The sequence below is a fragment of the Echinicola marina genome, from assembly GCF_020463795.1.
GTDB lineage: Bacteria > Bacteroidota > Bacteroidia > Cytophagales > Cyclobacteriaceae > Echinicola > Echinicola marina.
This window is the reverse complement of the sequence record NZ_CP080025.1, coordinates 2,403,962-2,419,240: the sequence shown is the minus strand read 5'-3', so window position 1 is coordinate 2,419,240 and position 15,279 is coordinate 2,403,962. Positions and strand designations below refer to the sequence as shown.

General features: G+C 41.0%; 10 protein-coding genes. 7 read left to right on the top strand and 3 right to left on the bottom strand.

The features are described from left to right. Positions 1-3 precede the first annotated feature (3 nt). Positions 4-696: an N-acetylmuramoyl-L-alanine amidase gene (locus KZP23_RS10165; protein ID WP_226336132.1), complete on the bottom strand. Its 693-nt coding sequence runs from the start codon at positions 694-696 to the stop codon at positions 4-6. 301 nt (positions 697-997) lie between these two features. On the opposite strand from KZP23_RS10165, the gene KZP23_RS10160 reads away from it, so the two are divergent. The 7 genes from KZP23_RS10160 to KZP23_RS10130 all read left to right on the top strand — a co-directional run bounded on the left by KZP23_RS10160 (position 998) and on the right by KZP23_RS10130 (position 11,834). Beyond that, positions 998-1,633: a response regulator gene (locus KZP23_RS10160; protein WP_226336131.1), complete on the top strand. Its 636-nt coding sequence runs from the start codon at positions 998-1,000 to the stop codon at positions 1,631-1,633. Positions 1,634-1,915: 282 nt separating this feature from the next. Continuing rightward, a complete protein-coding gene (locus KZP23_RS10155; RefSeq protein WP_226336130.1) occupies positions 1,916-2,800 on the top strand; it encodes an N-acetylmuramoyl-L-alanine amidase in 885 nt (294 codons plus the stop codon). Positions 2,801-2,932: 132 nt separating this feature from the next. Further along, positions 2,933-3,793, top strand: coding sequence for an N-acetylglucosamine kinase (locus KZP23_RS10150; RefSeq protein ID WP_226336129.1), 861 nt, complete (start codon positions 2,933-2,935; stop codon positions 3,791-3,793). A 12-nt stretch (positions 3,794-3,805) separates the two neighbouring features. Then, on the top strand, positions 3,806-4,636 hold the full coding sequence (gene murQ / locus KZP23_RS10145) for an N-acetylmuramic acid 6-phosphate etherase (protein WP_226336128.1): 831 nt from the start codon (positions 3,806-3,808) through the stop codon (positions 4,634-4,636). A gap of 11 nt (positions 4,637-4,647) precedes the next feature. Continuing rightward, a complete protein-coding gene (locus tag KZP23_RS10140) occupies positions 4,648-6,204 on the top strand; it encodes a glycoside hydrolase family 10 protein (protein WP_226336127.1) in 1,557 nt (518 codons plus the stop codon). 2 nt (positions 6,205-6,206) lie between these two features. Continuing rightward, positions 6,207-7,646, top strand: a complete 1,440-nt coding sequence (locus tag KZP23_RS10135) for a sodium:solute symporter (RefSeq protein WP_226336126.1) — start codon at positions 6,207-6,209, stop codon at positions 7,644-7,646. A 60-nt stretch (positions 7,647-7,706) separates the two neighbouring features. Further along, complete coding sequence (locus tag KZP23_RS10130) at positions 7,707-11,834, top strand: AAA family ATPase (RefSeq protein ID WP_226336125.1); 4,128 nt, start codon at positions 7,707-7,709, stop codon at positions 11,832-11,834. A gap of 5 nt (positions 11,835-11,839) precedes the next feature. Here KZP23_RS10130 and KZP23_RS10125 read toward each other — a convergent pair whose 3' ends face one another. Further along, on the bottom strand, positions 11,840-12,925 hold the full coding sequence (locus KZP23_RS10125) for a 6-bladed beta-propeller (RefSeq protein WP_226336124.1): 1,086 nt from the start codon (positions 12,923-12,925) through the stop codon (positions 11,840-11,842). Between the two features lie 127 nt (positions 12,926-13,052). After that, positions 13,053-15,221 carry a bifunctional alpha,alpha-trehalose-phosphate synthase (UDP-forming)/trehalose-phosphatase gene (locus tag KZP23_RS10120; RefSeq protein WP_226336123.1) on the bottom strand — a complete coding sequence of 723 codons (2,169 nt, stop codon included), beginning with the start codon at positions 15,219-15,221 and terminating at the stop codon, positions 13,053-13,055. Positions 15,222-15,279: the final 58 nt, after the last annotated feature.

Sequence of the window (15,279 nt, the reverse complement as noted above, 5' to 3'; positions counted from 1 at the left end):
AACTTATTTTATCTTTAAAGCAGGAGGTTCTTTTAATGCCAAATCCTCGAGACGTTTCCGGATTTTCTTCATGAATCTTTCTCCCGGATCGGATTTGACCGTCCTGTATCCCTCATCCAACTCCCTCCATAAAGGATGTCCCTCAAAAGCAGTATACTCATGATGGCCTATGACATATTCTATATCATACTTCCTATTCAAATGCCTCACTAAAGCTTCATTGGCCCTCAATTGGGCTTTGGTCAATGGCTCCTTGGCACTGCCTACATTTTCTACTCCAATGGCACAATGGTTCAGTCCGATCACATGCCTGGCCATTATGGTATCGGGAAGTTGACGAAATATGGTACCATCCCTGTCTATTAAATAATGGGAAGAAACATTAAGGGAACTGGCAGCTGCAATACCAGTCCTGCTTCCAGGCAAATACACCGGATTCATGGCTTCGTAGGATCTTTCCAAGTTAGGAATCGCCGTCCAATGCAAAACAACCATTTTGGGCACAATGCTTGGCTCCTCTTGGACCATTCCATAATGCGCTTCCAGGTATTCTATTGTTAGGGATCTTCTTTCCTCATCAAATTTGATCGGCTTATGAAACACCCTAAAGGTGGACGGGGAACATGCGCCAAAAACAAGAATCCCTATGGCCATTAGTCCCAGTTTAACTGGCTTTATTTTTAATCTGTCTTTCATACACACTGCTATTCTTCCATAGGTCTTTCCTCAAAGATATTGAACACCTAACATGATGATTAATATGGATTTTATCATCCCTGAAAACAGTGATTTTTCAATACCTTACAAATCTCTTCGGACAATAAAAACCACCTCAAATCATTGAAAAAACCACTTTTTAGCCTTTCAACCCATTGCCTACCTGTTTTCCAGTATTTACCTTTAATGTAATTTATATTTTAAAAAAGTATAAATTAGGCTTAATTCCCTCTGAGTTGAACAAATAAAGTTACTTTTTTCAAGGCTAAACAAGAATACCATGATCAATGTACTGATTGCTGACGACCACCAAATGTTTATTGACGGCCTTAAAGCCATGCTCTCAGATATACCTGGCATTAAGGTGGTCGCTGAGGCCATGAATGGCAAAGAAGCCATCAACTATTGTGAAATTAGTCCGGTAGATATCGTGATCATGGACATCAATATGCCTGTAATGGATGGGGTAGAGGCTACTAAAACCCTACTTAAATCCCATAAATCCCTGAAAGTATTGGGACTCTCCATGCATAATGACCGACACTTCATTTCCGATATGCTCAAAACAGGCGCTCAAGGATATATCTTAAAAAATACAGGTAAAAATGATTTGATAGAAGCCATCCAAACCCTGCATGCTGGAGGAACCTATCTGGGTGAGGAAGTCAGCAAAACCCTGGTCAATAGTTTTATCAAAAAGCCGGGAAAAATGCAGCTGACAGAAAAGCTCTCCGATAGGGAAATGGAGGTATTAGGTTGTATTGCAAATGGCCTCACAACACAGGAAATCGGTGAAGAGCTGTTCATCAGTAAAAATACCGTTGAAACCCACCGCAAAAACTTACTTTATAAACTCAGGGCCAAAAACACCGCCGAACTGGTCAATAATGCCTATAAAAAGGGCCTGATCAAATAAGTACAACACTTCCTAATGAAATTACGATTTAATACTGCTCTCGCGGGGAAACACCCCGTTAATACCCAAAGTCTTTGGATGTAAAACATTCTCTAAACGCTTTCTCCCCTTATTCGCTGCCCCTTCATTTCTCATTCAAGAAACTTTTCCAGATCTCTCGGATCAAATCACTCTTTTCAGGGATTTTTGGCAATGAAATTGTTTTGATATTTGTACCTTAATCACATATTCAATTCAAAAACACCTATTTTGAACTGAAGTATATCCAAAAACCTGTTCTTGATGAAAACAATCCATTGCCTTGGCCTTATATTGATACTAACCAGCATTACTATCGCTTGCACCCCCAATCCCTATAAGTCCATCAATAAGCAACATAAAAAACAAGTAAAAGAAACCGCACAAAATATCCTTGAAATTCCTAAAGCTGGTGAAGAGGGCGACACGACCAATGTCACCGATCTGTGGGTGGGCACTACTAACTTCAGCATAAGAAGGCCCAACTTTGTCATCATCCACCATACCGCACAAGATTCTCTTGAACAAACGATCAGAACATTTACTTTGCCTCGTGCCCAAGTAAGTTCTCACTATGTGGTCAGTAAAGATGGTACCATTGTACAAATGCTCAATGACTACCTAAGATCTTGGCATGCGGGCCGAGGTAAATGGGGACATGATACAGACCTAAATAGTTCTTCTATAGGCATTGAATTGGATAATAATGGATCCGAGCCATTCACTCCAGCGCAAATAGAAAGCTTACTCAGCTTATTAAAGAGGCTTAAAAACGATTATCATATCCCAACGGCCAATTTCATTGGCCATGCGGACATTGCCCCAGCCAGAAAAGTGGATCCCAGTGCCTACTTTCCATGGAAACGATTGGCAGAACAAGGCTATGGACTTTGGTATGACGATCATATGGTCACAGAAATGGGAATACCCAATGAAAACGGTGAATATAAGATTGAAAAAATAATGCTGGAGCCAGTTCCCAGTCATTTTAATCCCAAAGAAGCCCTCCGCATCATTGGTTATGATGTGAGTGATTACAAGGCAGCCATCCGGGCCTTTAAAATTCATTTCATCCAAAAGGACCTAGAAACAGCCTTGGATGATAATGACTTGAGAATCCTACACAACCTCTACAAAAAATACCTGTAAAAAAGACAATACAGTGATTGTACCAAATCCCTATTTTCAGGGATGCCTAAGGCCCCAAATAAAAACATCTTTGTATCATAAGTGATACCACAAGTTGGAATAAATCACCCTTTGCAAATTAAAATTGAGAATATGCTATTAATTGCTGATAGTGGATCAACCAAAACTGACTGGAGACTAGTGGATGACGATGGCCATACCCTGAATTCGGTACAATGTAAGGGACTAAACCCTTACTTTTTATCGAAAGCAGAAATCGCCCTAATAATTCAACAAGAAATTCTGCCAGTAGCCCCAAACGTGGACAAGGTCATCTTCTATGGTGCTGGATGTGGACTTCCTGCCAAGGTAGAACAGGTCAAATCAGCCATTGAATCAGTGCTGCCGGTAAAATATCCCACTGAGGTTTATGGGGATATACTGGGGGCAGCCAGAAGCTTATTACAGGACCAGCATGGCATCACCTGCATCCTTGGCACAGGAGCAAACTCCTGTGTTTATGATGGCAAACAAATTATTGAGAATGTTCCTTCATTGGGATTTATTTTGGCAGACTGGGGAAGTGGAACAGTACTTTGCAAAGACCTGATTGCCCAAGTACTGCAGAAAAAACTTGACCCCAACATCATAGCCGACTTCCATAGCACTTATAATATGGATACCAGGCAGATCTTGGACAAAATTTATAATAGGCCCCAGGCCAATCGCTTTTTAGCTTCCTTCACGCCCTTCCTATTAAAACATGCAGACAGTCCATCCTGTCAAAAAATCATCAAAAATAATTTTCGACATTTTTTTGAGTTTTATGTGCTTCCTTATGGTAACCAACATTTGGCGTCAGCAATTACCTTTACAGGCTCCATCGCTTATCATTTTGAAGATTTTCTACAGGAAGTGGCCAGCGAATATGGCATTCAAATCAAAACCATAGTACAACACCCTATGGATGGCTTGGTAAAATACCACTGCCAGACCGTACCCGCAATCAAATAATCCCATTCAGCAATGACAAGTCCTACCATCCCTACCACTGAATCATCTTCTCTTTATGATCATTTAGAAGAAATGTCCACCAATGATTTACTTAAAAACATCAACCAAGAAGACCAAAAAGTTGCTAAAGCGGTTGAAAAAGCTATTCCACAAATCGAAGGCTTAGTAAATGCTGCTGTTAAAGGACTTGAATCAGGTGGAAGGCTCTTCTATATCGGAGCAGGTACTTCTGGAAGGCTTGGGATTCTGGATGCTTCGGAAATCCCCCCAACTTATGGTGCTTCTCCCAGCTTGGTGCAAGGCCTCATTGCAGGAGGTGACTCGGCCATCCGGACAGCGGTAGAAGGAGCTGAAGATGATCCCGAACAAGCATGGAAAGACCTAGAAAAGCGCCAAATCAACCACAAGGACATATTGATCGGAATAGCCGCATCAGGAAAAACGCCTTATGTCTTGGGAGGTTTAAAAGCGGCCCAGAAAAATGGTTTGGTCACGGGCAGTATCAGCTGCAATAAAAACGCAGCAATATCCCATGCTGCCAATTTTCCAATTGAAGTAGAAGTAGGGCCAGAATTCGTCACCGGAAGCACCAGAATGAAAGCAGGCACCGTGCAGAAATTGGTACTCAATATGATCAGTACCAGCCTAATGATCAAATTAGGGAAAGTAAAAGGCAATAAAATGGTCCATATGCAGCTGAGCAATAACAAGCTGGTGGACAGGGGTACCAAAATGGTCATGGACGAGATCCCCGATTTGGATTATGAAGCAGCCAAGCAACTGCTTAGCAAACATGGTTCCGTAAAAAAAGCCATTGAAGCTTACCACAATCAATGCATTTAATAACCAGCCCCATGATGTCAATTATCAAAAGGATTCCCTGCTTACTGTTATTTTTGATATTTTCCATACTGGAAATTTCGGAAGTCAATGCCCAGCAAGCACCAAAAAGAGAACTGCGGGCTGCATGGATTGCTACGGTAGAAAATATAGATTGGCCAAGCAAAAAAGGACTAGCTGCTGCCCAGCAGCAGGCCGAATACGTCGCCTTATTGGACACGCTAAAAGCAGCAGGGATGAATGCCATTATCATGCAGATTCGCCCTACTGCCGACACCTTCTACCCTTCAAGCTATGAACCTTGGTCTGCCTATTTGACCGGAAAACAGGGAAAGGATCCCGAACCATATTATAATCCTTTAAGCTTTATGATTCGGGAAGCAAAAAAACGCGGATTGGAGTTTCACGGCTGGTTCAACCCCTACAGGGCTTCCAACAGTAAAGATTTCATTCCTTCGGCAGGACATCCGCTCATCCAACATCCCGAATGGTTTGTACAATACGGAGGAAAATGGTATTACGACCCGGGAATTCCTAAAGCCCAAGAATTTGTCCTGCAATCAATCATTGAGGTGGTGAAACACTATGAGATGGATGCTGTTCATTTTGACGACTATTTTTATCCATATAAAATAGCCAATGAGGTATTTCCTGATAGTAGTTCCTTTGCTAAGTATGGTCAGCGCTTTGATGATATAGAAGACTGGAGGAGAAATAATGTCGACTATTTTGTAGAAGAACTTTCCAAGAGGATCAAAGCAGAAAAGCCTTTTATGAAATTTGGCATCAGTCCTTTTGGGGTTTGGAGAAACAAAAGCAAAGACCCAAAAGGATCAGATACCCAAGCAGGTCAAACCAACTATGACGACCTCTATGCCGATGTACTCAAATGGCTGAGGGAAGGATGGCTTGATTATATCACGCCACAAATTTACTGGCATATTGGTTTTGAGTTGGCTGAATACAAAACCTTGGTAGAATGGTGGGCAGAGAATAATTACGGAAAGCACGTGTATATTGGCCAGGGGATCTATAGAGTGGGGCAAAAAGGTTGGGAGGACGAAAACGAGATTGTGAACCAAATCAATTATAATCGGACTTTCCCTGAAGTAAAAGGAAGTATGTTTTTCAGTGCAAGAACCATCGCTGGCAATAAGGAAAATATCAATTCCCAACTAGCAAAGGCCTATGCTAGCCCTGCACTGCCTCCAACCATGCCTTGGATAGATCCATCAGCACCATCTTCCCCGAAAAACCTCCAAGCAAGGGGAAATCCTGAAAGAGGAATTACTTTAAATTGGACTGCCAATTTGGAAGGAGATATCAGTTATTTTGTAATTTACAGATTCGAAGAAGGTGAAGTGATTGATATTTCCAAGCCCAACCATATTGTAGGTATTGTTCAAAAAGATGCCTATCCCCTACAATCTTGGCAGGATAATGAAATAAAAAAACGCAGCAAATACACCTATTGTATCACCACTGTGGACCGCCTTCACAACGAAAGTAAAGCCTCCCTTCCACTTGAAATAATAACCAAGGGAAAAAGGAGAACCATCAAAACACCTTAATCATGAGCCAAAGTCTGGTATTTATTGTCATCGCTGCTTATTTCCTGCTTTTATTATTCATAAGTTACCTGACTTCAAGAAAAACCGATGATTTAACCTTCTACACAGCCAATCGTCAGTCCCCTTGGTACTTGGTCGCTTTCGGGATGGTCGGTGCCTCACTCTCTGGAGTCACCTTCATTTCCGTCCCTGGAGAAGTGGGAAACTCCTCATGGAATTACCTGCAGTTTGTGATGGGAAATATGGTAGGATATGCCGTCATAGCCTTGATTCTTATCCCATTGTTCTATCAACTAAAATTAATTTCAATTTATGAATACTTAAAGGGCAGATTTGGCCATAACTCATATCTGTCAGGATCAGTGATCTTTTTGATCTCCCAAACCATTGGCGCCTCTTTTAGACTCTTCCTGGCTGCTACAGTTTTGCAGATTGCCTTCTTTGATGCCTTCAACATTCCTTTTTTTATCACCGTATTCACCACTGCCTTGTTGATTTGGCTGTACACCTACAAAGGAGGTATCAAAACCATCGTATGGACAGACACCTTGCAGACGACATTTCTTTTATTGGCAGTGATTATCAGTATCATCATTATTAGCCAGGAATTGGAGCTAAATACAGTAGAACTGCTTGGAGTAATCAAATCAAACCCTTTGAGCAGCATCTTTGAATGGGATCCCCTATCGAGTAAAAACTTCTATAAAATGTTCTTTGCCGGGGTATTTATCACCATTACCATGAATGGCCTGGATCAAAACGTCATGCAGAAAAACTTGACTTGCAAGGATCAAAAAGAAGCCAAGAAAAACATTTTTTGGTTCTCAATAAGCTTCTTTATTTCCAATTTATTTTTTCTTTCCTTGGGAGTATTACTTTACTATTTTGCGGAACAAAATGGCATTGCCATTCCTAAAAGCACAGACGAACTGTACCCAATTCTCGCCTTAAATCATTTTGGTACTTTGGCTGGAATCACTTTCCTATTGGGGATAATAGCAGCAGCTTTTTCTAGTGCTGACTCTGCCCTGACAGCCTTGACCACCTCCTTTTGTGTGGACATCCTTGATCTGCCATCCAAGAGACATACCGTTCAAAAATCAACACGACTAGCCGTTCATATCGGGTTTACTTTCCTGATATTCATTATTATCATTTTATTTGATATGCTCAATAATAGTAGTGTAGTCAGTGCGGTATTCAAAGCCGCAGGATTTACCTACGGCCCTCTCTTAGGCCTTTTTGCTTTTGGGCTTTCCAATAAGCTTCAAGTAAAAGACCGCTGGGTTCCGTTAGTGTGCATCACTGCACCTTTGATCAGCTATTTACTGGATAGTTTTTCTGCAAACTGGTTTGGTGGATACCAATTTGGTTTCGAAATTTTATTGGTCAATGGCGCATTGACTTACCTTGGCTTGCTTCTTTTGGTAAGGAAAAACTAAATTTCCTTAAACAATGCATGGGCAAAACATCAATAATCTGTCTAACTCATATAATCAACCATGAATGGTCATCCAATAGGCACAGATCATATTTCTCCCGAAAACCAAGGCTTTTATAGCAAGCTGGAAAGGCATATCCAATATATGGCAGCTGGGAAAAACACGGAACAATGTGGCATTATTGTCACGGGTCCTATTGGTACAGGCAAAAGTTATTTGATCGAGCAATTTCTCTTTCAATTCAAAACTGATCAATATTTAATATTAAATATCAAACACCATCAGCAGCGCAAAAGCATCCCCTATGCCGGGCTAAAAATAGGAATTGCGGATTTTCTAAGAAATGTTTATAATGAGATGGACCGTGATTCCTTCAATACATTTTCATCGGGTCTAAGAAACAAACTAGGCGCTTACTTTCAGTTATTGCATGACTATATTCCAGAATTAAACCTTTTAAAGGGTACAGAATTCAAAAACCCTTCCTCTCCAAATCCAAAAATTGAGAACCAGCTTTACCGTCTCTTCAAAATCTTCTTTGAATTCCTGAGCGACTTTTTCAATAAGCCCGTGCTATTTTTTACCGATGACCTGCAATGGATGGATGGTTCCAGTGTCAACCTACTATACTATCTGGTCACCAGCCTTCCTCCCCAAAAAATGATCTGGATAGGCTCCAGCAGGGATTCGAAGGAAAACATGCTCCGGGTCAATCAGCTAATAGAATCCCTAAAATATGACAATAAACACATTAAAGTCATTCCCTTGGCCGGATTTAGCCAGGATCAAACCCTGCACTTTCTGGAAAAAACATTAGGCGGTCCCATTGACCTTAGCCTTAGCCAAATTTGCCATCAACTCAGTGCTGGAACCCCCTCCTATTTACAGGTTTTGGTGGATAGTTTAAAAAATGCCAAGCTAATATCAAAAAAGGCTGCCTTTTGGCAAGGAAACTTAAATCAAATTCATCAACAATACCAAGGCAGAAATTCTCAAAATATCCTTTCGAGCAGACTGGATAAACTTTCTGCTCCAAGTTTGGAATTACTCTATATCATGTCTTCCATGAGTAATTTCAAAAAGGAGACCTTATTGAAATTACTTTCTAAAGAAGAAAAAAACCTGGCCGCTGCTATCCAAGAAACTACTGATGCCGGCCTCACCGAATTTCACGAGGGTAAGCTCAGGTTTACAGAAACCTATATGGCAGAAGTGATCTATGACAGGATTCCCCAAACGGAAAAATCCAATATTCATTATAAAATAGCCAAAGAAACCATAGCTGTTCCCCAAGAAAATTCAGACCATACCCAAATAGTAATCGCAGCCCAGCACTTTAATCAAGCTCTCGATAAAGTAAAAAAACAAGGAGAAACGCTATTATGTGCTAAAATCAACCTTGAAGCTGGTAGAATACAACAAAAAGACCATGCTTACGAACAAGCAAGGCATTTCCTTAAAGTCAGTGCTGACCTGTTCAATGAGCTACCTTGGGAAACCATAAAAGATCAATTATGGGAAACCTGGATGGAGAGGGCCAAAGTCGAGTATTATATGGGAGAATATGACTTGGCTGAAATTTTTCTCGACCATCTTTTGGAGCGCTTACTCGACCCCTTAAAAAGGGCAGAAGCTTTTGTCCTTAAAATCACCATCAACAACCACCTTGGGAGGTATAGAAAAGTACTTAAAATATTAGGCGAAATACTATTGGAACTGGACGTATCACTTCCAAAAGATGATGCCACGTTTAAAACAGAAATTGAATCCCTAACAAAGGACCTAGGCAGGAAAGACGTCCCATCTACTGACAAAAACACTAATCTATTCCAAAAACAAAACGCCATCTTAAAACTACTTTATGTAGGGGGCATGGCACTGCATCACACTTCTGATATTATGATGACCTGGGCGGCCTTACAGATTATCCATCGCTCACAAGGCAGTCAAAACCCCGCCGTAAAGGCCATTGGCCATGTGAGCTATGGCCGGATGAACATCATAGCCGGCGACATTGAAAAAGGCTACGAATTTGGCCATAGAGGACTAGCCACCAACCAAGAACTGAATGATCTAGAGTACCGCTGTAGGGTTTATGGCGTATTTGCCTTCTACATCCAGCCGTGGAAAAAGAGTTTTAATCAAAGTAGAAACTTACTTACTGAAGGGATGAAGGCCGGTAGACTTTCTGGAGACCTAATTGGACTTTATATCCTTAAAACCCACCTTTTCAATCTTCATTTACTTTCTGGAGCACCCATTAAATCGCTATTGGGTTATGAATTCGAAGAATCCTACCCTGGTAAGGAATTGACTTATTATATTACCCATTACCAAAAAAGCCTCATCCAATACCTTTGTGGAGACAATGCATTTTTCTCCATTCCTCGCCAACAACCGAGTTGGTTGGCCGCAAAATTGACCATCCAGGAAGAACGTTTTTATAGAAACTACGTTTGGGCAAGGTATTATTTCCTGTTTGGCCATTATGACCAAGCACTGGCCTGTACCCGGGATGCCAGAAAAAACCAAAAATTACAGGAAGGATCGCCACTAGTACCAGCCAACCTTGTCCTGCTTTTTCTTTCGATCAGCCAAAACTGGAACAATTTCCCCTCCCATGCCCAACCTAATTTATTGGAAGAACTCAAGCTCATTCTTAGCGCAATGGAGCAGTGGAATATTCATGCCCCAGAAAATTATGCTTCTACTTATCATTTACTAAATGCAGAATATGGCCGACTAAAACATATTGAAAAAGAAAGTATCCATGCGGATTATGAACAGGCAATCGAAAAAGCCGGTACCAATCATTATGAACGTGCCCTGGCCCATGAGCTATTAGGAAAACATTTACTAAGCCTAAATGAACTTAACAATGCCTCCGAACAGCTACTAATGGCCATCCAAGCCTATCAGCAATGGGAAGGAAAGGCCAAAGCAAACCAACTTATCCAACAATATTCCTTCCTGTTGAATGAGCAAATGGTCCAAATGCCTGAACAGGATATAGAAACATTACTTAGGGAACTAAGTGGAGAGCTTGAATCCAAACCTCTAAGCAAAAAACTGATGGTCATGCTTTTAAGGCTATCCGGATCTACCAAAACCGTCATCCAATGGATAGAAAAAAGCGGGGAAGTCATTCACCAAACGGCCCATTCCTTATTACCCCTGACCGGCAATCCTGTAGCAGCAGCTGATCAAACCCCATCTGGCTTGATGTTAATGGCCCACAGGACCCAGTCATTGCTGCTGATGAATGAGCTGGAAAGTGAAAACAGCTTTTCTGAAGTCAAGGAATTACGGAAGCAGTCCGTACAATCGATGATGATCCTACCCATTAATATAAATGGCTACTTGTCCATGGTGGTGTACCTGGAAAACCGTTTTATAAAAAACATCTACCAAGAAGCCGCCATCAAATGGATTAGGATAGTCGCCAACCAAGGAGGAATGGTCATTGAAAACGCTAGAACACATGAAAAAACCTTAAAGCTGAACGAGGAAATCAGAAGAGAAATGGAGGAAAAAGAAAGGCTTTCTTCCATGATAGAAAACCAAAAAAACAATCACCTCAGGGACATCATACAAACTCAAGAAGATGAAAGAAAGCGAATTGCAGGCGACCTCCATGACAGCCTTGGTTCCTTGCTGTCCACGATCAAAATGCGTTTTCATAGCTTACAAGAAAACACCCATAACGAACGCTATAAGGATACTTTGGATAAAATGGACGAGGCCATTGAGGAGGTAAGGAGAATTGCCCATAATATGTCTCCAGTTTCCCTGAGGCGCTTTGGATTGGCCTCAGCACTTCAAACCTTGATAGAGGAAATCAACCTCAATGACCAAATGGAAGCCCATCTCCAAGTCTTGGGATTGGAAGAACGTCTACCCGAACAAATAGAATTGACCATCTACCGTATATGCCAAGAACTGGTCAATAACAGCATAAAACACGCCAAGGCTACGAACATCCAATTACAGCTAATCAATCATTTGGACAGCATCAACATCACCGTAGAGGACAATGGAATTGGAATGGATCCCCAAAAACAGAATTCAGGTTTTGGACTGCACGGTATCGAAGCCAAAGTACAAATGCTCAATGGGCAGTTCAATATTGAAAGTCAGCCAGGCAAAGGTTTTCTGGCAGTAATTGACATCCCCATCAATACAGCATAAAAAACTCAAAAGAGTATAATTGAAGGATTAGGCTCTGCTTTACCTGGTTCAGGCGGTCTTTGTACCATCAAGTACATTTGGCCATTGGACTTTGAATAAGGCATAAATTTTTCTTCTAAACCAGGTAAACTCAAACCCTCTTGGACCACCTTACCTTCTTTGGTGGACCTATCATAAATAAACAAGTAGGGACTGCTCCGATATTCATAACTAACCAAATAATATTGTTTATAGGCCATCACCTTTCGGAGATGGAAAATTTTCTTTTCTCCATCCCATATCGCTCTGGAAAATGCAAACCTTACTTTTGGTATAAGGCCTTCTTCCTGTACTTGGTACAAGGTATCGCGGTCAAATTTCCCTGAATAGGCACGAGAAGGAAGTAAAATAGGATTGTAAAAGTAATTAAGAGAATCATTTTCCGAGTAAAAAAGTAGTGAAGGCTGTCGCCTCGGTGCGCCCCAAGCACTTTTCAAGCTTAAATGGTCTGCCGTAAACTTATTTAGGATTTCTAGATCTTTATCAAGTCTATAAATTTCAGCTTCCCGATAAAATCTACTGTTACCACTACCATCAGTAACAAACTCTTCTGCTACTGCCCAATAGCCATCCTTGGAGCTTTTGACAAAAATAGGTTCAACAGGTAATTTTTCTGTCTCCCCAATCAGCCTTCCCTCCAGATTGAATTTGTATAGTTTGAAGCGATAAGTATCCGCAATGATTATAGCCTTTTCTTCTTCATCAAAGGCAATAGAAGTGGGAGTTGCATAAGTTTCAGGTCCTTCTTCAGCCTTTTTCCCAATGACCTTTATAAAATTCCCATCTTTATTGCACTGCAAAACGCCATTTTTGACATCATCAATATATAGGTGTTCATCAGATACAGCAATATCATTGATGTATTGAATGGTGCTATTTTCGGTCATCTCCAATGGAATTTCCCGGTAATCACTGGCAAAGTCTCTTAAAGACAACTCCTCCTTCTTATCGTGGTCGATGATAATAACAGGTAATGCTTCCCCTGTTTCATTCTTTTCTTGGCACTGGAAAAATAAGATGCAAGAGGCTAAAAACATTAGATTAAACTTCATAAGTAGACCTGTTAAAAAGGTGATGTTCAAACAATAACTAAATCAAAAAAACGAAAAAATAAGTTATCCCAAAAGGAATCGCTCTCTTTTGGGACAACTTTAAAACAATGATCTTTAATCCAAAAGATCAAGTCAACTTATTCAATAAATACCTCACCTCTTTAGGACTTTTGATATTATAATTTGCCTTAGTGTAACTATAACCTACCCGGATGCTATAGGAGCCCTTTGGCATGGCTTGGAAAGTATCCTCATCTGTCCAGTCATCACCTATCGCCAAAGTGAAATCATATTCATTCCCCTTCATAAAGCTGGTAGCAGCCCTGCCTTTATTGATATCAGGCCGTTTGATTTCCAGCACCATATTACCTTCCAGAACCTGTAGATTATGTCCCCTGGCCATATACTTCAAATGACTAAACAACTCTCTCATCCTTAAATCCCCCAATCCACTTTCTACTTTTCTATAATGCCAAACCAATGAATGGTGTTTTTCTTCAATAAAGGCTCCCGGAGTTCTTTGTACATAATATTCCATCACAGACCTGATATCTGGTTTCCAACTATCATCCACATCGGCATAGGGTTCCCAGTCTTTGGCTCCATTGGTCTTCAGCCAAACACCATGCTCGGCAATAAGGTCTACCTTTTGGCCTTTGAACCACTTTCCAAGCGTTTCCTTATCCCTGCCACTTATAATCACTACTTGGGATTTCTTGGTCAGTTTTGCTACTAACTTTTTCAATTCCTCATCTGGATAGGCATCCTCTGGTTTGCTCTTGAAACCCACCAAAGTACCATCGTAATCCAAGAATAAAATGGGCTTTTTGGCTTCCTGAAAATAATTATGCAGCTCGCTCATCACCTCAGCATCCACCTCCTTGGACTGTAATTCCTGCTGCTTTTTCTTCACATAATCCAACCTGCCCATGAACACCTTCACCCATTGGAAAATATCGTATCGCTGAATGGTATCCTGCATGGAAGTAATCCTACTTTTCTGCTCCTTCTCATCCATCGTAAGGGCCTGTTTTATAGCATCGGAAACCCCTTTATTATCATTTGGATTGACCAAAATAGCATCCTGCAACTCTTTACTGGCACCAGCCATTTCAGACAAGATCAACGTTCCTTTTTTGTCGATCTTACTGGCCACAAACTCCTTGCAGACCAAGTTCATACCATCTCTCAATGGCGTAACCAAAGCAATATCTGACATGCTATAAAAAGCACTCAACTCCTCAAAAGGAAAACTCCTATAAAAATAATGGATCGGTACCCAATTCAAAGTAGAATAATCACTATTGATCCTTCCCACCAAGGTATCTATTTCCTCTTTCAGGTTCTTATAGGATTTCACCTTGGCCCTGGATGGCACCACCACCATGATCATGGACACCTTGCCATGATAGTCGGGATTTTCGGACAAGAACCGGTCAAAGGCCTTAATTCTTTGTGGAATTCCTTTCGAATAATCCAAACGGTCAATGCTCAGCAACAACTTTTGATCATCCAATACGCCCAAAAACTTCTTGGCGATATTCTTGGTCTTTCTGGATTTGGCAGACTGGGCAAATTTCTCATAATCGATCCCCATTGGGAAGGAATCGACATTGATCAGCCTATTCTCGGCTTGTATATAACCGCTCTCATTGGACAAGCCCATTATTCTCCCCACAGCACTCAAAAAGTGCCTCATATCATCATAAGTATGGAAACCTATCAAATCCGCTCCACACATTCCCGAAAGAATCTGATGTCTCCACGGCAACATCCTGATCACCTCGTAGGACGGAAACGGAATATGTTGAAAAAATGCTATGGTCGCATGTGGCAATTTCTCCCTCAGCATTTGAGGTAATAATAATAATTGATAATCATGCACCCAAATCGTATCATCCGGATTGGCCTTTTTCAAGATGGCATCACAAAACTTTTCATTTACGCGCACATAGGCATCCCAATGATCCTCGTCATAATTAATATTCTGGGTAAAATAGTGAAAGGCTGGCCAAAGTGTTTCATTACTGAACCCCTCATAAAACTGCTCAATATCCTCACTGGTCAGGAATACTGGAGCCATTTTTAAATCGTGCAATTCAATAATGATTTCCGCCCGCTGCTCCGGATCTTCCACATCATTTCCAGGCCACCCTATCCAAATATTCTCTCCTTCCTTGTAAATTGACCCTAAGCCTGTTGCAAGACCTCCGGCACTGGGTTTGAACTCAAATTTTCCATTCTTATGCCTCAAACTAACAGGCAACCTGTTCGACACAATAATTGTTTTTCCCATAATTATTTAGTGATTTCTTTAAAAAGAAGAGAAGACTTACTGTATTTCGATATAAATA